Below are 25492 nucleotides of genomic sequence, written 5' to 3'. Positions count from 1 at the left end.
AATTCAACCTTGGCTCTCAAAGTCCAGCCCGATATCGAGGACAGGCGCACTATGGGTGATCCAGCCGATGGAGATGAGATCGACGCCGGTGGCGGCGATGGCTGCCGCTGTCTGCGGATTGATACGGCCCGAGGCTTCGGTGATGGCGCGACCGGCAACGATCTCCACCGCCTCACGCAGCTGTTCCGGTATCATATTATCGAGAAGAACCGCATCCACACCCTCTTCCATGGCCTCCTGCAGCTGCACGAGCGTATCGACTTCCACCTCGATCTTGACGAGATGTCCGACGCCCTGCCTCGCACGGCGGATGGCTTCACGCACGCTGCCGGCAACCGCGACATGGTTGTCCTTGATGAGAACCGCGTCATAAAGCGCAAAACGGTGGTTCATGCCGCCGCCGGCGCGCACGGCATATTTTTCCAGTGCCCGCAGCCCTGGCGTCGTCTTGCGGGTGCAGGCGACCGACGCTTTTGTGCCGGCAATGGCGGCAACGATTTTTGCGGTGACGGAGGCGATGCCCGACAGATGGCCTAGGAAATTCAGCGCCGTGCGCTCCGCCGTCAGAAGGCCGCGCGAGGGGCCTTCGATGGTTGCGATGATATCGCCGGGCGCCATAGTCGCCCCATCCGCAATGTGCCTGTTCATCCTGATCGCCGGGTCCACAAGCTGGAAGGCGAGTTCCGCCGCATCGAGCCCGGCGATGACGCCCGGCTCCCGCGCCGCCATGACGACGACCGAGCAGTGATCGGCGGGGATGACGGCGGTTGAAGTGATGTCGCCCGCCAGGCCGAGGTCTTCCAGAAGGGCGTTGCGTACAAGCGGTTCGATGATGAGGCGTGGCAGGGGAGAAAGGGTCATGTCAGGCGCTCCGCGCAAGGCTGGCCGAAGAATGGCTGGAGGAGGAAAATTCGTGGGCGATGGCGAGGACGTCGCTGAGGCTCAGTCTGCGCCTAGTGGTCGTCGCATCCTTTTCGGGAAAATCATCGCGGAAATGTGCGCCGCGCGATTCCGTGCGCAACGCCGCGAAGACGGCGATGGCAAGGGCAACAAGGGCGGGATCGGATGCCGGGCCGTTCCGCTCGGTCAGTGGGAGAAGATCGCGGATTGCGCCCGTCAGCCCTTCCGCCTGTCTTACGATGCCGAGATGGCGGGAAACGATGGGCCGCACGGAAGAGAGGTCGACTGCCGGGAAGTCAGGTGCGGGGAGTGTTGCGATTTCAGCTGGCTTTTTTCCAGGATAAGTGCGCCTGCCAGCAATATCTTCTGCCGCGTGCATGCCCATGGCGGCCGCTTCCAGCAGGGAATTGCTGGCAAGCCTGTTTGCGCCATGCAGCCCCGTGCAGGCGGTTTCGCCGGCAACCCAAAGACCCGGCACCGAGCTTCGGCCTTTGCCATCGGTGGCGACGCCACCCATATGGTAATGCACCGCCGGGCGCACCGGAACGAGCTCTCGGGCGGGGTCTATCCCGGCTTCGCGGCAGAGCAGGTCGATGGAGGGGAAGCGGGTGGAAAAGCCCGTGCCGAGCGCCTTGCGGGCATCGAGAAACACCCTGCCGCCACGCAATATTTCGCGGTCGATGGCGCGGGCGACAATATCGCGCGAGGCAAGTTCCGCACCCGGAACTCCCGCCATGAAACGTTCGCCGTTTTCGTTGAGAAGCAGCGCGCCTTCGCCCCGCACCGCCTCGCTCACCAGCGCCAGCGGCCGTCTGGGCGAGGAAAGCGCGGTTGGGTGGAATTGCACGAATTCCATGTCGGCGAGGATGGCGCCGGCGCGGGCGGCGAGCATGATGCCCTGCCCGAAGTTGCCGGAGGGATTGGTCGTCGCCTCATAAAGCCCGCCGAGGCCGCCGGTGGCGAGAACGACCTGTGTAACCGGTAAAGTGAAGCAGCCCTTTGGCCCAATGCAGGCGAGACCGGCGATGACGCCGTCCTCGGTCAGCAGGCGGCGCACTTCCGTGCCTTCCAGCATGGTGATGGACGGCGTGCGAAGAACGGCGGCTGCAAGCGCCCTGACGATCGTCGCACCCGACCCGTCGCCTTCTGCATGGAGAATGCGCCGCCGGCTATGGGCGGCTTCCAGCCCGAAGACATAGTTGCCTGAGGCGTCGCGGTCGAACCTGACGCCCGCCCCCTCCAGTGCATCGATGACGGCGGGGGCCGCGGATATAATCTCAACGGCCAGATCTTCATCGCAAAGGCCATCGCCCGCAGCGAGCGTATCGGCAAGATGCAGGGTCGCGCGGTCATCAGGGCCGAGACTTGCCGCGATGCCGCCCTGGGCCCAGGCGCTGGAGGTCTCGCCGCCGAGCGCGCCGCGTGTCAGAAGCAGCACGGGCTGCGGCGCAAGCGTTAGCGCCGCCATCAGGCCCGCAATGCCGCTGCCGACGATGACTGTCCAGTCCCGCTGCGGCGAAAATGCGCTCATACTTCCAACATCCTTTCCACGGCGCGGCGGGCGGCGACAGCGATGGCCGGATCGACCGTCACTTCGTGGCGGTTTTCCTCAAGGGCCGCGCGGATATTGCCAAGCGTGATGCGCTTCATATGCGGGCAGAGATTGCAGGGGCGGATGAATTCGACATCCGGGTGATGCACGGCGACATTGTCGCTCATCGAGCATTCCGTCAGAAGCACCACGCGGGCGGGGCGCTCGCGGCCGACATAGTCAGACATGACGGCGGTGGAGCCGGAAAAATCCGCAGCCTTGACGACATCGGGCGGACATTCCGGATGCGCCAGCACCACGACGCCGGGATGGCTCTCTCTCAATTCCCTGATGTCATCGGCCGTGAAAAGCTCGTGCACCTCGCAATGGCCGCGCCAGGCGATCAGCTCGACATTGGTTTCCTTGGCCACGTTCTTCGCCAGATATTCATCCGGCAACATCAGCACGCGCGGCACGCCGAGCGATTCCACCACCTGGCGGGCATTGCCCGAAGTGCAGCAGATATCCGAAGCGGCCTTCACCGCCGCTGATGTGTTTACATAGGTGACGACGGGAACGCCGGGATAGGCCTTGCGGAGAAGTGCGATGTCTTCGGGCGTGATGGAATCGGCGAGCGAGCAGCCGGCTGCCATATCCGGAATGAGCACGGTTTTTTCCGGATTGAGCAGCTTTGCCGTCTCGGCCATGAAATGCACGCCGGCCAGAACGATGACATCCGCTTCCACCTCCATTGCCTTGCGGGCAAGGGCGAGGCTGTCCCCGACGATATCGGCGACGCCGTGGAAGATTTCCGGTGTCTGGTAATTATGGGCGAGGATGACGGCGTTGCGCTGGCGCTTTAGCGCCAGGATCGCCTCCACATCGTCCTCAAAGCCCATCCATTCGGCCTTGGGAATGACGCGGGCGACGCGATCATAAAGGCTGGCAGCGGAAATCTGCTCGTTCACGGTGCTCTCCCATTTATACTCTTATTGAGTATATCTAGAGCAAAGACATATTCTCATTGTGAGCATATGTCAATTGCGGGAGAGTGGCAGTTTCGTTCCGGAAAGGGCGCGTTCATCGAGAACGGTCTGGCGGAAGCGGAAGAGCTTTGCCGGGCGGCCGCCGGTTTCGGTCGCTATCTCACCGGTTTCTTCCACCAGCTGCTGCTGTTCGATCAGCCGGCGGAAATTCTGTTTGTGCAGCGTCAGGCCGGCCAGCGCCTCGACGGCGCGCTGCAGCTGGAGGAGCGTGAAGGCGTCGGCCATCAGTTCGAACACCACGGGGCGATATTTGATCTTGGCCCGCAGACGGGCGATGCCGGTCGCAAGGATACGGCGGTGATCGGCAAACATCGGCCTGCCAAAATTGATCCGCGGTTCGCCCTGCGCTTCCGCGACCAGCCCCGCCTCATAAAGCAGCTCATAACGTTGCAGGGTCAATTCCTCGTTCCAGCCGCCGCCATCCAGCCCGAAGGTGAAATCGGCCCGCAAATGGCGCTGGTTTTTCGCGGCGGGATCGGAATCCGCCCAGGCGCGCAGCCTGTCGATGATGCTTTCCAGAACGTCCGGGCGTCCCTGACGGTGATCCTCCCAGGGGAAATATTCGTACCAGCCGTGCCAGAGCGGGCGTTTGCCGCCGGAGGCTTCCTGTTCACGAACCAGCCCGAGATAACCGATGGAGATGGTTCTGCCGCCTAAAATGTCGTTATTGCGGTCGCGATCGGCGAAAGTATAGAGCTGCTCGAGGTAGCCCACGGGGTGATGGGTCTGTTCGTGGATCCATTCCCGCAGTCCGCTCTGGAGGGTTCTGTGCCCGAATTCGAACGGTCCCGACGGAAGCGCTGCACCTTCCCGAACGGTCATGACCCGCGGCTCGTCCGTGGTGATGGCGGTGACGACGGCGATGAGTTCGGCATGGGCAAGGCCGATGGTCACGGCGGCTCCTCTGGTCGTTGACGCAAGATCAATCTTCTTTGGCACAAGAAGGTTGCTTCGCCAACATGGCGGCCAAAAAGGGCTGTCGATAAGTAGCCTTACTGAAAAAAGGACGCCATCAGACAAAAAAGATGAATTCTTGTAGTTAGTCGTCCGTCGCCTGATATGGTACAGAGCCGCACGAGCATTTCAGACTGTAGAAGGCCGATGCTGAAAAACATATCTCTCGAAGAGACACTTGTGGGTTACTACACCTGGAATGTCGGGCAAAATCTGGTTTACCTGGATGCCGTGGCCGCCCGCCTGCGCGAATTTTCGCCGGAAGATGCCGCCTGCGGCATCCCGGTCGAAGATTTCATCGCGCAGATCGAAAGCGGCTCGCGGGAGCGTGTCGCCAAGGCGGTTTATAATTCGCTGACAAACGGCGTGTTTTATGATCAGGAATACCGCATTATGCTTAAATCCGGCGGTTTCCGCTGGCTGCGGACAACGGGAAGAGTGATCCTGGATGGCGATCGGATCCCGATCATGGCCATGGGCACGGTGCGGGATGTCAGTGCCAGCAAGGTTTTATTGATGTGATAAGCGGCGAACCTCCTCGCGAGGCGGCGGCCGATCGATTTTAATTCGTTCATCGTTTTGATGTTGCGGTGGAATGGTCCGGCAGATCGCAATTTTGCTGTTTCAGATCGTCTTGGCCATTGGCCTCGGCATAGCCGGCATCCGCATCGCCTCGCTTATCAATGGTGAGGCGACGTCGGCGCCAGTGGGCCTTGCGGTCAATACGGAACTGCTATGGACGACCTCGCCGGTGCGGGTCGATCCGCGTAGCCAAAATTACGAGCGCATTCCGCCGCCTCCCGATCTTTATCCGCTGAAAATGCATGCGGACCAGCGCCTGCGCGTCATCTCCAGCAGCCGCTTCACCTTCAACGGTCAGGAATTCCAACTCGCTGGTGTGGAGGAGGTCGAACGCGACCGCGTCTGCACCGGCCCCGACGGTCGCCGTTACGCCTGCGGCCTCAATGCCTTCAAGGCGCTGCAGAACCGTCTGCACGGCAGATCTCTCGAATGTCGGACGGTGGGTGAGCAGGGCAGTGCGCCCCGGTCTGTGGAGTGCCGGATCAACGGCCAGGATGTGCGGGCGTTGTTGCAATAACGATTGCTTCAGGCGGTGCCGCACAACGATAAACTGGTTAGCCGAATGCGAGATATTTTCGTCTTGGAAATTTGGTGGAGCTAAGCGGGATCGAACCGCTGACCTCTTGCATGCCATGCAAGCGCTCTCCCAGCTGAGCTATAGCCCCATAAGGGTTCCGGCATTTCTTCCGGTTCCGGGAACCGAAGCGGTTGTTGTTCCGTTCGGTGGCGGCTTACTACTGCGGCTTTCCGGCGAGTGCAAGCATAAAAAACGGCCCGGCGTCATTTTTTTGTCGTCGGGCCGAATTATCAAGTAAAATCAAGCTTCTTCGTCGTCGCCGGGTACGCCGATGATCCCGGACATATCGTCGTCGTCATCTTCGTCGTCGGTTTCGAGGAAGGTGTCGTCGTCGTCATCGATTTCGACGTCGTCGTCGTCACCCAGATCAGGGATATCGTCGCCGCTGTTGTCGCCGTCGGCATCTTCCAGCGAGACGAGTTCGACTTCCGTGTTTTCGGTATCGACTTCCGCCACTTCCTCTTCTTCAGCCTGTTCCATCTTGGCCTGGGCGGTGCTTTCCTCGAAGAAGGAGAGCGGCCAGGACTTGCCGGTGTAGGGAGAAACGACCGGATCGCGGTTCAGATCGTAGAACTTCTTGCCGGTATCGGGGTCTGTGCGCTTGGTACCAAGTTCCGCTTTTGCCACTGTCTAAGCCTCAAATTGTCGAATGAGTTTCGGTGTGTACGCCGTAAAACCGGCATAGACGGTAAAATTTATAGCCGGTCCCCTTAATCGTTGCGCTCTTTCGTGTCAAAGACAAACTTCGGGTGCGGCCTCCGCTGGCGCAAGCCCTATGCGTCAATGCTGATGTAATAGGAGAGGCTTTGCACACTTTATTATAATGACGACGAATGCACGGACGGAACGCTTCATGACCTTTACGATTGCCATAGACGGGCCGGCTGCGGCGGGCAAAGGAACGCTTTCGCGGAAGATCGCGGAGACCTATGGCTTTCATCATCTCGATACCGGGCTGACCTACAGGGCAACCGCCAAGGCGCTTCTGGATGCCGGCCTGCCGCTCGATAACGAGGCGGTCGCGGAAAAAATGGCGCTGGAACTCGACCTTGCCGGGCTAGACCGCGCCGTTCTTTCCCGGCACGAGATTGGCGAGGCGGCGTCGAGGATTGCTGTCATGACGCCGGTGAGGCGGGCGCTCGTCAAGGCCCAGCAGCTTTTTGCCTTGAGAGAGCCGGGCACGGTGCTTGACGGCCGCGATATCGGCACGGTTGTCTGCCCTGACGCGCCGGTGAAGCTCTATGTCACGGCCTCTGCCGACGTGCGGGCGCGGCGCCGTTATGACGAAATTCTGGCCAATGGCGGCAATGGCGATTATGATGCCATTTTCGCCGAGGTGAAACAGCGCGACGAGCGCGATATGGGCCGCGCCGACAGCCCGTTGAAGCCGGCTGAAGACGCGCACTTGCTAGATACGTCGGAAATGAGTATAGAGGCGGCGTTTCAGGCCGCGCGCACGATTATCGACGCCGCCCTGAAGAGATAGGTTTTTCGCGGAACGGCTTGCCGCCCTCTGCGTTTAGTCCGGAATTGCCTGAAGACATGTCCTTGCGCCGGAAAGCCTTTTGAAAAGGCGGGCATGGGTTCGGGTATCAACAACACTAGCCCACCGGCGCTTTGTATTCGCGCTCACGCGGATGCATTCAGGAGATTTCATGTCAGTATCTACCCCCACGCGCGACGATTTCGCAGCGCTTCTCGAAGAATCCTTTGCCTCGAACGATCTTGCCGAAGGCTATGTTGCCAAGGGTATCGTCACGGCAATCGAGAAGGACGTCGCGATCGTTGACGTCGGTCTCAAGGTCGAAGGTCGCGTTCCGCTCAAGGAATTCGGCGCGAAGTCCAAGGACGGCACGCTGAAGGTCGGCGACGAAGTCGAAGTTTACGTCGAGCGCATCGAAAACGCTCTCGGCGAAGCTGTTCTGTCGCGTGAGAAGGCTCGCCGCGAAGAAAGCTGGGTCAAGCTCGAAGCCAAGTTCGAAGCTGGCGAGCGCGTCGAAGGCGTCATCTTCAACCAGGTCAAGGGTGGTTTCACCGTCGATCTGGACGGCGCTGTTGCGTTCCTGCCGCGTTCGCAGGTCGACATTCGTCCGATCCGCGACGTTACCCCGCTGATGCACAACCCGCAGCCCTTCGAAATCCTCAAGATGGACAAGCGTCGCGGCAACATCGTTGTTTCGCGCCGTACGGTTCTCGAAGAGTCGCGTGCCGAGCAGCGTTCTGAAATCGTTCAGAACCTCGAAGAAGGCCAGGTTGTTGACGGCGTCGTCAAGAACATCACCGATTACGGTGCGTTCGTTGACCTCGGCGGCATCGACGGCCTGCTGCACGTCACCGACATGGCATGGCGCCGCGTCAACCATCCTTCGGAAATCCTCAACATTGGCCAGCAGGTCAAGGTTCAGATCATCCGCATCAACCAGGAAACCCACCGTATCTCGCTCGGCATGAAGCAGCTCGAGTCGGATCCGTGGGATGGCATCTCCGCCAAGTACCCGGTTGGCAAGAAGATCTCCGGTACGGTCACGAACATCACCGACTACGGTGCATTCGTTGAGCTGGAGCCGGGCATCGAAGGCCTGATCCACATTTCCGAAATGTCCTGGACCAAGAAGAACGTACACCCCGGCAAGATCCTGTCCACGAGCCAGGAAGTTGACGTTGTCGTTCTCGAAGTCGATCCGTCCAAGCGCCGTATCTCGCTCGGTCTCAAGCAGACGCTTGAAAACCCGTGGCAGGCATTCGCTTACAGCCATCCGGCTGGCACGGAAGTCGAAGGCGAAGTCAAGAACAAGACCGAATTCGGCCTGTTCATTGGCCTCGAAGGCGATGTCGACGGCATGGTTCACCTGTCGGACCTCGACTGGAACCGTCCGGGCGAGCAGGTCATCGAAGAGTACAACAAGGGTGACGTCGTTAAGGCTGTCGTTCTCGACGTTGACGTTGAGAAGGAACGCATCTCGCTCGGCATCAAGCAGCTCGGCAAGGACGCTGTTGGCGAAGCCGCTTCTTCCGGCGACCTGCGCAAGAACGCAGTCGTTTCCGCTGAAGTCACCGCGGTCAACGATGGCGGCATCGAAGTGAAGCTCGTCAACCACGAAGACCTCACCTCGTTCATCCGTCGCGCGGACCTTTCCCGTGATCGTGACGAGCAGCGCCCTGAGCGCTTCTCGGTTGGCCAGGTTGTCGACGCCCGCGTCGTCAACTTCTCGAAGAAGGACCGCAAGGTCATGCTTTCGATCAAGGCTCTGGAAATCGCTGAAGAGAAGGAAGCCGTCGCACAGTTCGGTTCTTCCGACTCGGGCGCTTCGCTCGGCGACATCCTCGGCGCGGCTCTGAAGAACCGCGGCGAATAATCGCTCCGATCTTTGAAATGAAGAACCCGCCGGAATTTTCCGGCGGGTTTTTTGTTGCTTCCAGGTCGCGCCGGTGGGCGGGCAATGGCCCCCGCTTGTCAGAGCATGCCGCTCATCTTGAGATAATAATTTTCTGCGTTGTCGTCGGAAGCCGCTGCAGGCGTGCTTTCCTGCTCGTCGGTCGGGTCATTGGCAGCAATGCGTTCTTCCGTATCATCCTGACCATCGGAATTTTCAGCCTCGGTCTCGGCCTCACCTTCCGCCTCATCCTCGGAAAAGGGACCGCCTCCGCGTGGCGGTGTTTCCGATTCATAGTCTTCGTCCGCCGGCGGATAGGCGATGAGCGGCAGCGGCGTGCCGTCTTTTACCAGGGCGGCGGCGATCAATGACTGCGAAGCCGATTGCTCCAGCATCGCCATTCTCGCTTCCGGGTCCAGTGTGGCGCGCGACAGGGGCTGGGCTTCTGGACGATGGGTCGCCGTCTCCGTTTCTTCACCCGAGGGGCGGGCGGCGGCCGTTGCGACGGTGGCTTTTTCAGCGGCCTGGTCGTCGGGCGGTTGCTGTGCGCCACTTTGCGGCGTGGGCAGAGGCTGCTGTGTACCGGCTGCCTTGGCAGGAAGCTTGCCGGCTGTGGCGGCAAGCAGCAGGGTGTTCATGGTCTCGGCGTCGTCCGCGAGCGGACCGGATGGCGGGGTAAATCCCGTGCGGATTTCTTTCTGCTCCGGCTTCATCGTCTCCCGATGCGGAAGGGCGGGGCGGGCTTCGCCCGTTTCGGCGCGGGGCGGATTTGCCGGGCGGACCTCGGCCGATACTTCCTTCGTCACGCTGCCGGTTTGTGGCGGAAGCGGACGTGCCGCGTTTTCGGCTCTTCCATCCGGCTTTGCGGCATTGGTCGACATCTCAAGTGTGTCGGCAGGCGGAGTGGAAGGCGCAGGCCGGGGGTCCAGTTGCGCCGTTAGCGCCGCCACCGTTGCTTTCATTGCTGCGCCGCTGAGGGCGAGCGGCCCGATGAGCAGCGGCAGGAGCCGGCTGACGGTGGCGGAATTTGCCGCCTGCGCTGTCGCGGCCGGAGACGGGCGAGCTTCCGCATTCTGCCTCTGCGCGTTCTGCTGTTTTGGCTGGGCCGATTGCGCGGGCGCGGGATTGGAGGAATTGTTCTGCTGATAGGAGGAAATCACCGCCTTCGCCGCAAGATCCATTCCCCTGTAACGGGAAAGCTCGACCAGTAGCGCGAGGCGGGCGGCATCCGGTCCGGTCGGCTGTTTCAGGATTTCGGCGAGCATCGAAAGGGTCAGACCCTGCAGGGCCATGCCGACCTGCTGTTCCAACGCCAGGCGTTGTGACGCCGGCAGGGTGCGGAGCGCTTCCGTCAGCCGCGTCACATAGGTCTCTATGGCCTCGCCATCCCGCCGGGGCAGGTTCATCAGCTTGCCGAGTGCTTCCGCGAGAATCGCGGTGCTGCGCGAGAGCTGAAACTCACTGGTAAGGGAGGCGATTGCCGCACGGGCAAAAAGGCTGCTGTTTTCAGGGGCGGGGGTGCTCGGCAATGGCGGTGCGATCTCTTTCACCTGCTCGCGCGGTGTCAGTGAAACCGTGGCTCCATAGGCGGCGTCGGTTGCCGCAATTTTCGCGACAGGCGGTAACATGCTGCGCTCCGTTTCTATCGGTGACCGCCGCTGGCGGCGAAAGGGCCAATCCCCATTGGCTCTGTGATCCGCATCTGGCTTGAATGTTGAAAAAATCGCCGCGCCGGTGATGGACAGGTGTCATCTCGCCCGCTCATGCGGGAGCGCCGTATACGCCTCTGCCCGCAATGCGGGCGGCAGCACATACAGAATCATCAAGCTCAATCTTGGCTTGCAGATATTAAGATTTGGCTAACCAACGAATTGGCGTCCGTTAGGGAGAAACGCCGATGAACATCCGGTAAAGGCCGTTATCGTCGGAATTGACAGAGGAAATATGGTCGGGATCGCTGGGTGCCGTCTCAAAAGCTTCCGGCGGCATGGCGTCGAGCCAGCTTGCCTTGGGAAGTCTTCTTTCGGGTTGAGCGTTCGCGGGGTCGATGGGGCTGGCTTCGTCAGCGGGCGCGGTGAAGGCCGCATCATCGGGGACGAGCGGCGGGGCGGCCATGGATAGCAGCGCCTGCGCGGCATTGGGTTCTGTGTCGTAAGCGGCGCTGCCAGCCAGGCCGGAAATATCGGTCATGTCTGAACTCACATCATGTTTTGTTCAAGGGAATGATCGGGAGCGGCAATCATGCCGCCTTCTTCTTCAGCAGTTCATAAAGGCCATTGTCGTCGATCGAGATCGGCAAAATGGCTCTGCGGGCGTCTTCGACAAGCGCCTGCGCATCGAGCAGTTTTTGGCCGTCCGTTTCCGTCTCGGCCCGATTGCGGCCGGTGTCTGTCTCCGCGGGCACATTTTCGGTTTCCGCCGGGGCGGCCTGCTCAGCGGGCGCAGCTGCAAGTACGGAGATCAGTGTCGTTTCCGATGACGTGTCGGCCGGCGCCTGCGGGTCGTCGCCTGCCGTTTTTTCGTCGCCGGAAGCATCGATATGCTCCTTCACGACGTCCTGGAGCTCTTTAACGTCGTCAAGCTTGCCCTGCGCATTGCGGGCCTGAATATCCTGTTTCCTTTCGGCCTTCACTTCGGCATCGTTGATTTCGCCGATGCGTTCTTCACCACGTTCGGCCTGCAACTCTTCCTTGGTTTTGGGATCGGCGACGTCTTCCAGACGCTGGATGACCTTCAGGGTTTCACGCGTCATGAAACTGGCGCTCTGCGTCTGGTGGTTCAGCGCGTCCTTAACGGCGCGCGCCTCATCGCCATAGGGGTTGGCGATGGCGGCGATCATCTGCCGGGCGGAGACGCCGAGTTGTTTGATGCCGGTCGATTCTTCCAGATCGTCGACGTTTTTCGGCAGGGTCGCGCGCGCCGCCATGATGGCATTCGACATCTGCTCGCCGAAATCCTCTTCCGTGCCGGTCAGGCCTGCGCCCTTCGCAATGCGGGCGGCAAGCGCGGCCATGGGAGCGGTCTTGGCGTCGGCGCCGTCGTTCAGCACATCCACGACCTGCGCTTCCGAAACGCCAAAGGATATCAGGGAAATTTTCCTGGCATTTCCCAGTGCGTCGGATTTTTCGAACTGGGTCAGCGTAAGCGCGTCCTGGAGCCGGCTTGCGAAGGCAAAGCTCGATTCGTTTGCTTCCTGCGTGACGCCAAGCGCAGAAACAAACCGGGAGATGAGGGACAAGAAAGCGTCAGGATCGAGTTTCATGGCGCCGAAGAGATAGGCGCTTATCTTCTCGTTGGCGGCGCGCTGGCTTTCGTCCGGGAGCGGGTTTGTCTTGACCGCATCGTTCTTTTTGGTGCCGTTGGCCTTTTCCTGCTCTTCGCGCTGGCGTTCTTCGATAGTTTCAACCATCGAGCGCATGAGGTCGCTGACTGCAATGCCCGCCGTCCGCTGTAACGGAGTAATCATCTGGAAAATCCCCGGCCGCCCAAAGTTGCGGCCGAGAATAGGCAATTCTGGTAAATCAGTGCTTAAACGAAGCGGCAGAAGGCTCAGCTATGGGCGAAAATATCGGTTTCTTCCCAGCCGAGGAGATCGAGCTTCGCGCGGGTCGGCAGAAAGGCGAAACAGGCGTCGGCATGGTCGAGGCGGCCGTCACGCACGAGACGCCCCGTCAGCTTGTCGCGCAGCGCGTGCAGGTGCAGCACGTCGGAGGCTGCATATTCGAGCTGGGCCGGCGACAGGGTCTCGGCAGCCCAGTCGGAAGATTGCTGGGCCTTGGAAATATCGACTTCCAGCATTTCCTTGAGATTATCCTTCAGCCCGTGCCGGTCGGTATAGGTGCGGGTCAGCCGCGAGGCGATCTTGGTGCAGAAGACCGGCGTGGTCGTCACGCCGAAGGTGTGGAACAAAACAGCGATATCGAAACGGCCATAGTGAAAGATCTTCTGGCGGGCGGGGTCGGCAAGCATCCGCACGAGGTTTGGCGCTTGCCTCTGGCCGGCGGCGATGCGAATGACGTCCGCGGTGCCGTCGCCCGGCGAAAGCTGAACGACGCAGAGGCGGTCGCGGCGCGGCACCAGTCCCAGCGTTTCCGTATCGATTGCGATGGCGCCGTTGTAACGCGCGGCATCTTCGGCAGAAATATCGCCTTCGTGGTAACGGATGGGTGCTGCCATGTCCTGCTCCAGAAATTCCAGTTTCCTGCTCCGGCTATAACGGAAAGAGCGGCGGGACGATACCGTTTTATCGGCTCGCCCAGCGCATCGCGCTCCACCGCCCTTGGTACTTGCCTTTGCGAAAGTCCCCGGGTTAGGGTCAGACATTCTTTCCTGACAAATCGCATGAATTCCTGATGACAAAGAAAATCTATCTCGCCGGACCGGAAGTCTTCCTGCCGAACGCGCGCGAAATGCTCGATCTCAAGGCCTCGCTGGCGCGGGAAGCCGGTTTCACGCCGCTTTCGCCGGGCGATCTGCAAATTCCGCCGGCGGATACCAGGGTCGGTCACGGCTGCAACATCAATGCCGTCGATGAGCGGATGATGCTGGAAGCGGATGCGGTGATCGCCAATCTCACGCCGTTTCGCGGGATCGCGGCCGATACGGGAACCAGCTATGAACTAGGCTTCATGTGCGCGCTGGGCAAGCCGGTCTTTGCCTATACCAATGTTGCGGCCAATCACTTCACCCGCATCAAGGCGCATTATGGCGGCGTCGCCACCCTGGATGAAACGGGCCGTTATCGCGGGCCGGACGGGCTGTCGATCGAGAATTTCGACATGGTCGACAATCTCATGCTGCATGGCGGGATTTTGCGGCGCGGCGGCGTCATCATCATGGGCGATGCTCCCGAAGAGGCCTTGTATACGGATCTCGAGGCCTACAGGCGCTGTCTCGCGGCGGCGGCCGAAAAGTTACTGACACCGATTGACCCTGAAAAAACGAATAGAGTGGAGGTATCATCATGAGCGGAACCATCCTCATCACCGGCGCGACATCCGGCTTCGGACAGGCCACGGCGCGGCGCTTCGTCAAGGAGGGCTGGAAGGTCATCGGCACGGGTCGGCGGGCGGAGCGGCTGGAGGCGCTTTCCGCCGAACTCGGCTCCGCCTTTCATGGCCTCGCCTTCGATATCACCGACGAGGGGGCGACTGGAAAGGCGCTGTCCGGGTTGCCGGAGGGCTTTCGGGATATCGACGTTCTCGTCAACAACGCCGGTCTGGCACTCGGCACCGCGCCCGCACCGCAGGTGCCCTTGAAAGACTGGCAGACCATGGTGGACACCAACATCACCGGTCTCCTCAACGTCACCCATCATCTGTTGCCGACGCTGATCGGGCGCAAGGGTATTGTCGTCAACCTCTCGTCAGTGGCGGCACATTACCCCTATACGGGCGGCAATGTGTATGGCGGCACCAAAGCGTTCCTGCGGCAGTTTTCGCTTGGCCTGCGTTCCGACCTGCATGGCAAGGGCGTGCGGGTGACATCCATCGAGCCCGGCATGTGCGAAACGGAATTTACGCTGGTGCGCACCGGCGGCAATCAGGAAGCCTCGGACAATCTCTACAAGGGCGTCAATCCGATTACGGCGGACGATATTGCCAACACCATTCACTGGGTCGCCTCGCAGCCCAAGCACATCAACATCAACAGCCTCGAACTCATGCCGGTCAACCAGTCCTTCGCCGGTTTCCAGGTCTATCGGGAAAGCTGATTTTCCCACGATTCCGGGGAGTGCTGAAAAACCGGGCAGGAATTGTCGAGCTATGCAGAAATGCAATGCTGCATTGCGAGACTTGCTCTGTTAAAAATCACGGATACCGCTATATTCAAATCATCGAAGCGACGCACTCCTCCTCCCAGCGTTGCTCGATGCGGATCGGTGGTACTCCTCCTCCCAATCGCCGATCAAGTTTGAAGCCTGCCGCACCTCCTCCCGCGGCAGGCTTTTTCCTTTTTGGGCGTGTTTTCCTTGAATATTTTTGGCTGACGACTTCCTGCGCGCCGGCTCAGTGCCGAGGGCGAGCCGTGATCGCCCTTGGATTTCCAGGGGATTTTGAATTTCTCCGTCAAGGCAACGCGTGTTGAAATCAGGCGTGCGTCGATCACATTTCCGTTATGTCTAGATAAATTTGCACAGTTTTGTCGTGGTGCGCCCGGCCGGGCCATTGCTTAGCCCCCGCCCTGTGTTTAAGCATGTGCAAAAGAACGCTTGGGAGGTTGCCGGCACGCCTGTGTCTGCGGCCCGAAAGCGGCGGGGAGAGAATGGCAGACTTTCAAGAGACGCTGAAGCGGTTTCAGCCGATCGCGGTTTCATCGATCGCTGAAGACGAGCTCGGGTTGCGGCTACGCGGCCTGCAGGCGCGAATGATCCAGCAAAATATCAAGGCGGTCTGGCTCGATGCATCATCGTCGCTGACCTATTATACCGGCCTGTCGCTTGGTCTTTCCGAGCGCATTCATGGCGCCCTGGTGCCGGCGGAAGGCCCGCCGGTCTATGTCAGTCCGACCTTCGAGGAGCCGAAGCTTCAGACGCTCATCCGCATTCCGGGTGAGGTTGCCGTCTGGGAAGAGGATGAAAGCCCCTTCGACCTGATGGCAAGGCGCATTGAGGCGCTGGCCTGTCCCGGTCATCTTGTCGCCATCGATCCCGCCACCCCCTTTGTCTTCGCATCGGCCCTCATGCAACGTCTGGAAGGCCGCATCATTTCCGCCCAGCCGATGATCGTCGCCCAGCGGCAGGTCAAATCCGCAGCCGAGATCGCCATCATCCAGACGGCGATGGACGCGAGCTACCGCGTGCAGAAGGCCGTTTTCGAAGGGCTGAGTCCCGGCGTTTCCACCACGGAAGTCGCCGATTTCGTCAACGCGGCGCATATTGCCCTTGGCCTGAAGCCATTATTCGTGGCCGTCCAGTTCGGCGAGGCGACGGCCTATCCGCATGGAGTGCCCCATGCGCAGACGCTCAGCGAAGGCGATATGGTGCTGGTCGATCTCGGCGGCATTCTTCACGGTTATCGTTCCGATATCACCCGCACCTATGTCTTCGGCGAACCGACGGAACGGCAGCGTTTCCTCTGGAACGCCGAGCGCGACGCGCAGGCGGCGGCATTTGCCGCAGCCCAAGTCGGCGCTGCCTGTTCGGATGTGGACAAGGCCGCGCGCGAGAGCCTGAAAGCGGCCGGTTTCGGCCCGGATTATCAGCTTCCCGGCCTGCCGCACCGCACCGGCCACGGGCTTGGGCTGGATATTCACGAAGAACCCTATATCGTTGCAGGAAACACCACGGCGCTTAAGCCGGGCATGTGTTTTTCCATCGAGCCGATGCTGTGCGTTTATGGCGAATGCGGCGTCCGTCTCGAAGACATAGCCTATATGACGGAGGCGGGACCGCGCTGGTTCTGCCCGCCGGAGAAGAACCTCGACCGGTTGTTTCAGCCGGTCGCCGGGTAATTGGTCGGGAGGCAAAGGACCGAACGGCGACATGGGGCTCCCGCGTCGCTGCTGACCAGAAGAGGTAGGCCCCGGGACGGGGCCGCAGGAACTCAGAAAAAGAGGGAAAGGACCACCAGATGAAAACGCTGACCCGCAGTTTGCTTATCGCCTCTGCGATTGCGATCACTTCCGCCATGCCCGCCATGGCGAAGACCTTCGTTTATTGCTCCGAGGCATCGCCGGAAGGCTTCGATCCGTCGCCTTATACCGCAGGCGGCACCTTCGACGCTTCCGCGCATCCGGTCTACAACCGCCTGACCGAGTTCAAGAAGGGCACGACCGAAGTTGAGCCCGGCCTTGCCGAAAAATGGGAAGTTTCGAGCGACGGTCTGGAATATACCTTCCACCTGCGCAAGGGCGTGAAGTGGCACTCCAACGACAAGTTCACGCCGAGCCGCGAATTCAACGCCGATGACGTGATCTTCAGCTACGACCGCCAGCGCGATGCGAAGAACCCGTGGAACCAGTATATCGCAGGCATCACCTACGAATATTTCAACTCCATGGAAATGCCGTCGCTGATCAAGGACATCGTCAAGGTCGACGATTACACCGTCAAGTTCGTGCTGACGCGTCCGGAAGCGCCGTTCCTCGCCAATATCGCCATGCCTTTCGCCTCCATCGTGTCGAAGGAATATGCCGATACGCTGGAAAAGGCCGGCACCAAGGAAGACTTCAACAACCTGCCGATCGGCACCGGCCCGTTCAAGTTCGTCGCCTATCAGAAGGACGCGGTCATCCGCTACCAGAAGAACGCCGACTACTGGGGTGAAGCACCGAAGATCGACGATCTGATCTTCGCGATCACGCCGGACGCCGCCGTTCGTCTGCAGAAGCTGAAGGCCGGCGAATGCCACCTGATGCCGTACCCGGCTCCGGCCGATCTTGCCGCCATCCGCGCCGATTCCAACCTCAAGCTCGACGAACAGCCGGGTCTGAACGTCGCCTATTTCGCCTATAACACCACCGTTGCGCCTTTCGACAAGCCGGAAGTCCGCAAGGCGCTGAACATGGCGATGAACAAGCAGGCGATCATCGACGCCGTGTTCCAGGGCGCCGGTCAGGTTGCCAAGAACCCGATCCCGCCGACCATGTGGTCCTATAACGACAGCATCAAGGACGATGCGTACGATCCGGAAGCGGCCAAAAAGGCTCTCGAAGCCGCTGGCGTCAAGGATCTGTCGATGAAGATCTGGGCAATGCCGGTTCAGCGTCCTTACATGCCGAACGCGCGCCGCACCGCCGAACTCATCCAGGCGGATTTCGCCAAGGTTGGCGTCAAGGCCGAGATCGTCTCCTATGAATGGGGTGAATATCTCAAGAAGTCGACGGAAGTGAACCGCGACGGCGCCGTCATCCTCGGCTGGACCGGTGACAACGGTGACCCTGATAACTTCATGGGCGTTCTGCTCTCCTGCGCTTCGGCAGGCGAAGGCGGCACGAACCGTGCGCAGTGGTGCAACAAGGAGTTCTCCGACCTGATTTCCAAGGCGAAGCAGGCGACAGATGTTGCCGAGCGCACCAAGCTTTACGAACAGGCGCAGGTGATCTTCAAGGAACAGGCTCCGTGGGCGACGCTTGCGCATTCCACGCAGTTCGTTCCCATGTCCGCCAAGGTCTCCGGCTTCACCATGAGCCCGCTTGGCGACTTCACCTTCGAAAACGTCGACATCGCGGAATAATCCCAAACAACGGACGCGCGGAAGGACCCTGTTCTTCCGCGCGTCTTTTCAGGAAAAAGCCATGATCCGGTTCATTCTCGGCAAACTTCTCTATCTCGTTCCGACATTTCTCGGGATCACTTTTGTCGCCTTCTCCTTCGTGCGCGTCCTGCCGGGAGATCCCGTGCTGCTGATGGCGGGCGAACGCGGCATTTCACCCGAACGGCATGCGCAGCTTGCCGAACAACTCGGTTTCAGCCAGCCCATCTGGCAACAATATCTTCATTTTCTCGGACGGTTGCTTCAGGGCGATCTCGGCAATTCGCTGGTTACCAAGAAGCCGGTTCTGACCGAGTTCCTGTCGCTCTTCCCCGCGACGGTCGAGCTTGGTCTCGTCGCCATCATCATCGCAACCTTGATCGGCGTGCCGGTCGGCGTCATCGCTGCCATCCGTCGCGGTTCCTGGTTTGACCAGATTTCCATGACGACCGCGCTTGTCGGCTTCTCCATGCCGATCTTCTGGTGGGGACTGCTGCTGATCATCATGTTCTCCGGCATTCTTCAATGGACGCCGGTGTCGGGCCGCATTTCGCTGATGTATTTCTTCCCCTCCGTCACCGGTTTCATGCTGATCGACAGTCTGATTTCGGGCCAGAAGGGCGCCTTCGTGTCGGCCTTTTCGCATCTTATCCTGCCCTCCGTCGTGCTCGCCACCATTCCGCTGGCGGTGATTGCGCGCCAGACGCGCTCGGCCATGCTGGAAGTCATGGGTGAGGACTATGTGCGCACCGCCCGCGCCAAGGGTATGTCTCCAGCCCGTGTCGTCGGCATTCATGCGCTGCGCAACGCCATGATCCCTGTTATCACCACCATCGGCCTGCAGATCGGCGTGCTGATGGCGGGCGCCATCCTGACCGAAACCATCTTTTCCTGGCCGGGCATCGGCAAGTGGATGATCGATTCCATCTCGCGCCGCGACTATCCTGTCGTGCAGAGCGGCTTGCTCCTGATTGCGGGTCTGGTGATGATCGTCAACCTGCTCGTCGATCTGACCTATGGCCTCATCAATCCGAGGATCCGTCACAAATGACCGATGTGACCACCACTCCCGGCGTCCGCCTTTCGGACGCCGCCATCCGCCGCCGGATGCTTGCCGATTTCTGGTTCTATTTCCGCCAGAACCGCGGCGCCGTCATCGGGCTTGCCGTCTTCATTCTTCTCGTGCTGGTCGCGATTTTTGCGCCGCTGATCGCGCCGCATGATCCGACCCAGCAATATCGCGATGCGCTGCTGGTGCCGCCGGTCTGGCAGGAAGGCGGCCGTGCCGGCTTCTTCTTCGGCACGGACGCCGTCGGGCGTGACATGTTGTCCCGCCTGATCTACGGCGCGCAATATTCGCTGTTCATCGGAATCGTTGTCGTTTCCATCGCGCTCGTCGGCGGCATCGTCATCGGTCTCATTGCCGGCTTCTTCGGCGGCTGGGTCGATACCGTCATCATGCGTGTTATGGACGTCATCCTGGCGTTTCCGTCGTTGCTGTTGGCGCTGGTGTTGGTCGCTATCCTCGGTCCGGGCCTCACCAATGCCATGATCGCCATCGCCATCGTCTATCAGCCGCATTTTGCCCGTCTGACGCGCGCTGCCGTCATGAGCGAGCTCAGGCGTGAATATGTCACGGCCGCGCGCGTGGCCGGTGCGGGCAATCTCCGGCTGATGTTCAAGACCATCCTGCCGAATTGCCTTGCACCGCTGATCGTGCAGGCAACGCTTTCGTTCTCGTCTGCGGTTCTCGATGCCGCCGCACTCGGCTTCCTCGGCATGGGCGCGCAGCCGCCTGCCTCCGAATGGGGCACGATGCTGGCGGAAGCGCGTGAATTCATCCTGCGTGCCTGGTGGGTCGTGACCCTTCCGGGCCTGACGATCCTGATCTCGGTGCTCGCCATCAACCTCATGGGTGACGGCCTGCGCGATGCGCTCGATCCCAAACTGAAGCGGAGCTGAGCGATGAGCCTGCTGAAAATCAAGAACCTCACCGTCAAATTCGCCACCGCCACCGGCGCCTTCACGGCCGTCAACGGCATCGATGTCTCCGTCGACAAACACGAGGTGCTGGCCATCGTCGGCGAGTCCGGTTCCGGCAAGTCGGTATCGATGCTCGCCGTCATGGGGCTTCTGCCCGATACGGCGACGATCACCGCCGACGAGATGACCTTCGATGGCAAGAACCTTTTGGCCATGACGCCGCAGGAGCGCCGCAGGGTGATCGGTCGCGAGATCACCATGATCTTCCAGGAACCGGTCGCCTCGCTCAACCCGTCCTTCACGGTCGGTTTCCAGATCGAGGAGGTCCTGCGCCTCAATCTCGGCATGAGCGGCGCTGCCGCGCGCGCCCGCGCCCTTGAACTGTTCCGGGCTGTCGGCATTCCCGAGCCGGAAACCAAGCTCAAGGCCTATCCGCACCAGATGTCGGGCGGCCAGTGCCAGCGCGTGATGATCGCGATTGCAATCGCCTCCAAGCCGCGCCTGCTGATCGCCGACGAGCCGACCACCGCGCTCGATGTGACGATCCAGAAGCAGATCCTCGATCTGCTGATGAATCTGCAGGAAGAATACGGCATGGCGCTGATTCTCATCACCCATGACATGGGCGTCGTGGCGGAAACCGCCGACCGCGTCGTGGTACAATATAAGGGCCGCAAGATGGAGGAGGCGGATGTCTTGAGCCTGTTCGAAGCCCCGCAGCATCCCTATACCAAGGCACTGCTTTCGGCCCTGCCGGAAAATGCCACCGGCGACCGTTTGCCCACGGTTTCCGATTTCTTCGGCAAGGAGGGCGTTCAATGAGTATCGTTGTCGAAGGCAAGGGCATTACCCGCGACTATCACGTTCCCGGCGGCATGTTCGGCGGCGCCAAGACGGTGCAGGCCCTGAAGGGCATCGACTTTACCGTCGAGCGCGGCAAGACGCTCGCCATCGTCGGTGAATCCGGCTCCGGTAAATCGACGCTGGCGCGGATCATCGCGCTGATCGATCCGGCATCCGGCGGCGAACTGAAGATCGAAGGCAAGCCGGTCGATATCGCCAGACGCCGTCCCGATACGGAGATGCGCTCCAAGGTGCAGATGGTGTTCCAGAACCCCTATGGCAGCCTCAATCCGCGCCAGAAGGTGGGCGACGTCCTGATGGAGCCGCTGGTCATCAATACCAAGATGCCGGCTTCCGAGCGACGCGAGCGGGCCGAAGCCATGCTGGTGAAGGTCGGGCTCGGTCCTGAACATTTCAACCGCTATCCACACATGTTCTCCGGCGGCCAGCGCCAGCGCATCGCCATTGCGCGCGCACTGATGCTGAACCCGGCGCTGCTGGTGCTGGATGAGCCGGTCTCCGCGCTCGATCTTTCGGTGCAGGCGCAGGTGCTGAACCTTCTCGCCGACCTTCAGGAAGAATTCGAGTTGACCTATGTTTTCGTCAGCCACGATCTTTCAGTGGTGCGTTACATCGCCGACGATGTGATGGTCATTTCGAAGGGTGTGGCGGTGGAGCAGGGCACGCGCGAGGAACTCTTCGCCGATCCGAAGCACCCCTATACCCGCCAGCTTTTCGCCGCGACGCCGATTACGGATGTCGATGCCATCCGCGCCCGCGTGGAACGCCGCAAGGCGGCACGGCTGGCAGCGACGGCCTGACGGCTGACGACCGAGGTTAAGAACAGGCCGGATTTCCGGCCTGTTCTTTTTTCAGGACTTTAGGAAACGCTCGATTGCCGCAAGCGCGCCGTGTTCTCGAATGTCTCGATAGGCGGCTTTCAGGGCTGGGACGAAGGTTTCGTTCCTGGGAAGGTCGCTGCCAAATGTGCGCTCGAAAGTCAAAAATCGGTCGACGACTGCATCCGGCGTCATTGCCAGTTGATCCGGCGCATCCCACTCCTTGAAAGCGGGATCGAGAATGGTGATCGGCTGCCCCTTTTCATTCTTGTCCGCGCAGGACCTGATCCAGAGCGCGACGGCGAAAATGACCGCCCGGCTTTCAGCCTTCTCCGCAAGCAATTCGCGCAAGGGGCCAAGAATGCGCAGCGGCACTTTCTGCGACGCATCGGAGGCGATCTGCATGGTCTTGTGCTGCAATGAGGGGTTGGCGAAACGCTCCCGCAGGCCGTCTGCGAATTCCGCCCCGTCGACGGCGGGGTCGAGCGTCCGTTCGATCTCGCGCCAATAGGCGTCGATGAAATCGCGCACGGGCTTTTCATTCCATGCATCCGCCACCGTCGCAAGGCCGGCAATCTGGCCGATGGCGGCGATGGCGCTATGGGAGCCGTTCAGCATTCTGAGCTTCATATGCTCGTATGGCTCGACATTGCCGACGAATTCCACGCCCGATTTCTCGAGCGCCGGCCTTCCATGCGGAAAACGGTCTTCAATGACGAAACGGAAATAGGGTTCGGCCACCACCGGCCAGGCGTCGCTGAGGCCGAGTGCGGTCGAAATCGCCTCGCGGTCGGCATCCGTGGTGGCGGGAACGATCCGGTCCACCATCGAGCAGGGGCAGGCAATATTGGTTCTAATGAAGGATGCCAGTTCCGGATCGGTCAATTCCGCAAACTCCAGCAGAATCTTTTGCAGCACATGGCCGTTGGCGGGCAGGTTGTCGCAGGAAAGGAGCGTCAGGGGCCGGGAACCCTCTTTACGCCTGCGCCGTGTGGCCGCAAGGATGAAGCCGAAGATGGAGCGGGGCCGCTCCGGGTTTTCGAGATCATGGACGATATCGGGGTGATCGCGCAGCAGGCTGCGGGAGGCGAGATTGGTCAGGTAACCTTTTTCCGTCACGGTCAGGGTGACGATGAGGACGCGCGGATCGGCCATCCGCTCCAACAGCCGTTCAGGCACTTCCGGCGCGACGATGGTTTCGAGAATAGAACCGATCACGCGCATGCGCTCGCTCTCACCGTCACGCAGGCAAAAGGTGTAGAGATTATCCTGCGGCTCGATGGCGTCGCGCGTATCAGGGCTGCGCAGCGATGCCGCGACGATGCCCCATCGGGTTTCGCCGCGATTAAGGCAATCGTCGATGAAAACCGCCTGATGCGCCCGATGAAAGGCTCCGACGCCGAGGTGGACGATGCCGGGCGTGACGCTTTGACGGTCATAGGCGGGTGTCGTGACGGATAGCGGCAGGCGGGGCAGGGTTGCAGCGGAAAGCCGATCTGTCATCGATGCAAAATCCCCATGCGGAACGGGGCGGTTGTGGCTTGCGCCGCTCTCGTTGCGACGTCCGGCTTGTGGCGCATCATGTCGGTTCCTCCCCTCACATGCGGAATGATCAGGCGCCGGCCTCTTTGAGTAGCCGGACCTGGCGCAGCGTATTCTGGCGGCTGCGCTCGAGATGCCGCCACAGGGCATCGACGATCTGGGCCTTGCTACCGGCGGCGATGGCATCGGCGATATTCTGGTGCTCCTCAACCGAGCGGGCGTAATCGCCGAGGATATAGACGAAAACCGTGTGGGTCTGGTCGAGAATGCGCTCATGCGAGCCGGAAATGACCGGAATGCGCGCCGCCGACACAAGGGTCGCATGGAAGCTGCGGTCGTAAAAAAGCGCTTTCGACAATTCGTCGAGCGTCGAGCCTTTGGCGAATTCGCGATGTTTCGCAAGGCTTTCCAGAAGCTCCGCGTGCAGGGCTCCATCCAGTTGCCCGGCATCGAAGGCCACTTCCACCGCACCTTTTTCGAGCAGCATTCTGGCGGCGTAAAGTTCCTCCACATCCTCCACGGTGAAATCGCGAACCACCATGCCGCGCCGGGAGGAATTGACCACCAGCCCATCGGCCTCGAGTTTCAGGCACGCTTCCTTGACCGGCGTGGGGCTGATGCCGAGATCGGCGGCAAGCTCGTTCGGGAGCAGGCGTTCGCCGCCGCGCAATCTGCCGCTGACAATGCGCGCGCGCAGTTCCTGATGCGCCTGTTCGGCGAGCGTGACTTTGACCAGCGAGTTCATGGCGGCATCATCGCCCAGCTTTGCGGGACTGGCAATGGTGGAATATTAAAAATAAAAAATTTTTTATTTTACAAAGGCCATTTTTGCTTTAGCTCTATCCGTCATTGGAAGCTGGCTGCTGGAGGAGGGCGGTCTGGCAATTTCCCGAAAGCCATCTTCGCGGTCCGTGGTCGCGGGGCGCGGCGTCTATTCCTCCCCGGAAGCGATCAAGCATCGAGGAATGACCGATCATGAGAATTACCGCTGTCGAACCTTTCATCCTGCACCTGCCGCTGACATCGGAGTCCATTTCCGATTCCACCCATAGCATCACCCATTGGGGCGTCGTCGGTGCAAAGATCAACACCAGCGATGGCCTTGAGGGCTATGGTTTTACCGGCACCCACGCGCATCTGCCGTCGGACAGGCTGATCACATCCTGCATCAGCGATTGTTACGCGCCCTTGCTGGTGGGGGAGGATGCGTCGGAGCATTCGAGGCTCTGGACGAAATTGGCCCGTTATCCGGCTCTACAATGGGTCGGCAGGGCGGGCATCACCCATCTGGCGCTGGCGGCAGTGGACGTTGCGCTCTGGGACCTGAAGGCGAAAAAGGCGGGCGTGCCGCTCTGGCACTATCTCGGCGGCGCGCGCACGGCGGCGGTGGAGGCTTATAATACCGATATCGGCTGGCTTTCCTTCGCGCTGGAAGATTTGCTGGCGGGCAGCGCAAGGGCGGTGGAGGAAGACGGTTTCACCCGCGTGAAGATCAAGGTCGGGCATGACGATCCGAATATCGACATTGCCCGCCTTGCCGCCGTTCGCAAACGTGTCGGTTCCGCTGTTCGTATTGCCATCGACGGCAACGGCAAGTGGGACCTGCCCACCTGTCAGCGTTTCTGCGCGGCGGCAAAGGATCTGGATATCTACTGGTTCGAGGAACCGCTCTGGTATGACGATGTGACGAGCCATGCGCGGCTGGCGCGCAATACATCCATTCCGATTGCGCTCGGGGAGCAGCTCTACACGGTGGATGCGTTCCGCTCATTCATCGATGCGGGTGCGGTCGCCTATGTCCAGCCGGATGTGACCCGGCTCGGCGGCATCACCGAGTATATTCAGGTCGCCGATCTGGCGCTTGCCCATCGCCTGCCCGTTGTGCCGCATGCCGGCGAGATGAGCCAGGTGCATGTGCATCTGAGCTACTGGCACCCGGCCTCGACTGTTCTCGAATATATTCCGTGGATCAAGGATCATTTCGAAGAGCCGATCCATGTGCGGGACGGTGTTTACAAACGTCCGGAGCGCGCCGGCGCTAGCACCACGCCGCTAGCGGAAAGCTTCGCCCGCTACGGCAAGGCGGTGAAATAAAAGGGCGGCGCATAAAATGCGCCGCCCTCATTT

The 25492-nt window shown here is 60.6% G+C and carries 24 protein-coding genes and 1 tRNA gene; 13 read left to right on the top strand and 12 right to left on the bottom strand.

Annotation, left to right across the window (positions count from 1 at the left end):
- Positions 1 to 3: 3 nt before the first annotated feature.
- From nadC to ACQZ48_RS19475, 4 genes are all read right to left on the bottom strand, one after another.
- Positions 4 to 861: a carboxylating nicotinate-nucleotide diphosphorylase gene (gene nadC, locus ACQZ48_RS19490; protein ID WP_448729207.1), complete on the bottom strand. Its 858-nt coding sequence runs from the start codon at positions 859 to 861 to the stop codon at positions 4 to 6.
- Position 862: 1 nt separating this feature from the next.
- A complete protein-coding gene (locus ACQZ48_RS19485) occupies positions 863 to 2431 on the bottom strand; it encodes an L-aspartate oxidase (RefSeq protein ID WP_448729206.1) in 1569 nt (522 codons plus the stop codon).
- On the bottom strand, positions 2428 to 3399 hold the full coding sequence (gene nadA, locus ACQZ48_RS19480) for a quinolinate synthase NadA (RefSeq protein ID WP_448729205.1): 972 nt from the start codon (positions 3397 to 3399) through the stop codon (positions 2428 to 2430). The genes ACQZ48_RS19485 and nadA overlap by 4 nt, the downstream gene beginning before the upstream one ends.
- Before the next feature lie 69 nt (positions 3400 to 3468).
- Entirely contained in the window at positions 3469 to 4371 is a 903-nt protein-coding gene (locus ACQZ48_RS19475) for an NUDIX hydrolase (protein ID WP_077984863.1), read from the bottom strand.
- A gap of 207 nt (positions 4372 to 4578) precedes the next feature.
- Here ACQZ48_RS19475 and ACQZ48_RS19470 point away from each other — a divergent pair, with 207 nt between their 5' ends.
- Both ACQZ48_RS19470 and ACQZ48_RS19465 read left to right on the top strand, forming a co-directional pair.
- Positions 4579 to 4953 (top strand): PAS domain-containing protein, encoded by a 375-nt coding sequence (locus tag ACQZ48_RS19470; protein WP_077984811.1) that lies wholly within the window; start codon positions 4579 to 4581, stop codon positions 4951 to 4953.
- A 73-nt stretch (positions 4954 to 5026) separates the two neighbouring features.
- The gene (locus ACQZ48_RS19465) at positions 5027 to 5530 is read left to right on the top strand and encodes a thermonuclease family protein (RefSeq protein ID WP_173991381.1); all 504 of its coding nucleotides are present in this window, start codon (positions 5027 to 5029) and stop codon (positions 5528 to 5530) included.
- A 72-nt stretch (positions 5531 to 5602) separates the two neighbouring features.
- Here the strand turns inward: ACQZ48_RS19465 and ACQZ48_RS19460 are convergent.
- Together ACQZ48_RS19460 and ACQZ48_RS19455 are read right to left on the bottom strand one after the other, a co-directional pair.
- Positions 5603 to 5678: transfer RNA gene (locus tag ACQZ48_RS19460), tRNA-Ala, on the bottom strand.
- A gap of 152 nt (positions 5679 to 5830) precedes the next feature.
- Positions 5831 to 6217, bottom strand: a complete 387-nt coding sequence (locus ACQZ48_RS19455) for a TIGR02300 family protein (RefSeq protein WP_063947181.1) — start codon at positions 6215 to 6217, stop codon at positions 5831 to 5833.
- Between the two features lie 226 nt (positions 6218 to 6443).
- Between ACQZ48_RS19455 and cmk the strand changes: the two genes are divergently transcribed.
- Positions 6444 to 7076, top strand: a complete 633-nt coding sequence (cmk, locus tag ACQZ48_RS19450) for a (d)CMP kinase (protein ID WP_269834935.1) — start codon at positions 6444 to 6446, stop codon at positions 7074 to 7076.
- 169 nt (positions 7077 to 7245) lie between these two features.
- Positions 7246 to 8946, top strand: coding sequence for a 30S ribosomal protein S1 (gene rpsA / locus ACQZ48_RS19445; protein WP_063947182.1), 1701 nt, complete (start codon positions 7246 to 7248; stop codon positions 8944 to 8946).
- 98 nt (positions 8947 to 9044) lie between these two features.
- Here rpsA and ACQZ48_RS19440 read toward each other — a convergent pair whose 3' ends face one another.
- From ACQZ48_RS19440 to ACQZ48_RS19425, 4 genes are all read right to left on the bottom strand, one after another.
- Complete coding sequence (locus ACQZ48_RS19440; protein ID WP_448729204.1) at positions 9045 to 10592, bottom strand: hypothetical protein; 1548 nt, start codon at positions 10590 to 10592, stop codon at positions 9045 to 9047.
- A gap of 253 nt (positions 10593 to 10845) precedes the next feature.
- The gene (locus ACQZ48_RS19435) at positions 10846 to 11154 is read right to left on the bottom strand and encodes a hypothetical protein (protein WP_077984815.1); all 309 of its coding nucleotides are present in this window, start codon (positions 11152 to 11154) and stop codon (positions 10846 to 10848) included.
- Positions 11155 to 11203: 49 nt separating this feature from the next.
- Positions 11204 to 12430 (bottom strand): hypothetical protein, encoded by a 1227-nt coding sequence (locus ACQZ48_RS19430; RefSeq protein ID WP_448729203.1) that lies wholly within the window; start codon positions 12428 to 12430, stop codon positions 11204 to 11206.
- Between the two features lie 83 nt (positions 12431 to 12513).
- On the bottom strand, positions 12514 to 13140 hold the full coding sequence (locus tag ACQZ48_RS19425; RefSeq protein WP_077984817.1) for a ribonuclease D: 627 nt from the start codon (positions 13138 to 13140) through the stop codon (positions 12514 to 12516).
- A gap of 176 nt (positions 13141 to 13316) precedes the next feature.
- Here ACQZ48_RS19425 and ACQZ48_RS19420 point away from each other — a divergent pair, with 176 nt between their 5' ends.
- From ACQZ48_RS19420 to ACQZ48_RS19385, 8 genes are all read left to right on the top strand, one after another.
- Entirely contained in the window at positions 13317 to 13931 is a 615-nt protein-coding gene (locus ACQZ48_RS19420; RefSeq protein WP_448729202.1) for a nucleoside 2-deoxyribosyltransferase, read from the top strand.
- The gene (locus ACQZ48_RS19415) at positions 13928 to 14677 is read left to right on the top strand and encodes an SDR family oxidoreductase (protein WP_448729201.1); all 750 of its coding nucleotides are present in this window, start codon (positions 13928 to 13930) and stop codon (positions 14675 to 14677) included. The genes ACQZ48_RS19420 and ACQZ48_RS19415 overlap by 4 nt, the downstream gene beginning before the upstream one ends.
- A gap of 551 nt (positions 14678 to 15228) precedes the next feature.
- Entirely contained in the window at positions 15229 to 16416 is a 1188-nt protein-coding gene (locus ACQZ48_RS19410) for a M24 family metallopeptidase (protein ID WP_448729200.1), read from the top strand.
- 119 nt (positions 16417 to 16535) lie between these two features.
- Positions 16536 to 18140: an ABC transporter substrate-binding protein gene (locus ACQZ48_RS19405; protein WP_077984820.1), complete on the top strand. Its 1605-nt coding sequence runs from the start codon at positions 16536 to 16538 to the stop codon at positions 18138 to 18140.
- A gap of 61 nt (positions 18141 to 18201) precedes the next feature.
- Positions 18202 to 19209 (top strand): ABC transporter permease subunit, encoded by a 1008-nt coding sequence (locus ACQZ48_RS19400; protein ID WP_077984821.1) that lies wholly within the window; start codon positions 18202 to 18204, stop codon positions 19207 to 19209.
- Positions 19206 to 20120, top strand: coding sequence for an ABC transporter permease subunit (locus ACQZ48_RS19395; protein ID WP_448729199.1), 915 nt, complete (start codon positions 19206 to 19208; stop codon positions 20118 to 20120). Before ACQZ48_RS19400 ends, ACQZ48_RS19395 begins: the two co-directional genes overlap by 4 nt.
- Before the next feature lie 3 nt (positions 20121 to 20123).
- Complete coding sequence (locus tag ACQZ48_RS19390; RefSeq protein WP_448729198.1) at positions 20124 to 20963, top strand: ABC transporter ATP-binding protein; 840 nt, start codon at positions 20124 to 20126, stop codon at positions 20961 to 20963.
- Positions 20960 to 21805, top strand: coding sequence for an ATP-binding cassette domain-containing protein (locus tag ACQZ48_RS19385; protein ID WP_142913437.1), 846 nt, complete (start codon positions 20960 to 20962; stop codon positions 21803 to 21805). Before ACQZ48_RS19390 ends, ACQZ48_RS19385 begins: the two co-directional genes overlap by 4 nt.
- A 51-nt stretch (positions 21806 to 21856) precedes the next feature.
- Here the strand turns inward: ACQZ48_RS19385 and ACQZ48_RS19380 are convergent, their stop codons facing one another.
- The gene (locus ACQZ48_RS19380) at positions 21857 to 23326 is read right to left on the bottom strand and encodes a mannitol dehydrogenase family protein (protein WP_448729197.1); all 1470 of its coding nucleotides are present in this window, start codon (positions 23324 to 23326) and stop codon (positions 21857 to 21859) included.
- Between the two features lie 109 nt (positions 23327 to 23435).
- Positions 23436 to 24110: a GntR family transcriptional regulator gene (locus ACQZ48_RS19375; RefSeq protein WP_448729196.1), complete on the bottom strand. Its 675-nt coding sequence runs from the start codon at positions 24108 to 24110 to the stop codon at positions 23436 to 23438.
- 230 nt (positions 24111 to 24340) lie between these two features.
- On the opposite strand from ACQZ48_RS19375, the gene ACQZ48_RS19370 reads away from it, so the two are divergent.
- On the top strand, positions 24341 to 25459 hold the full coding sequence (locus ACQZ48_RS19370) for a mandelate racemase/muconate lactonizing enzyme family protein (protein WP_448729195.1): 1119 nt from the start codon (positions 24341 to 24343) through the stop codon (positions 25457 to 25459).
- The last annotated feature ends 33 nt before the right edge of the window (positions 25460 to 25492 follow it).

The sequence above is a fragment of the Agrobacterium sp. 22-209-1 genome, assembly GCF_053522485.1.
The sequence above is the reverse complement of the archived record's forward strand: the minus strand, read 5'-3'. Positions and strand labels throughout refer to the sequence as shown.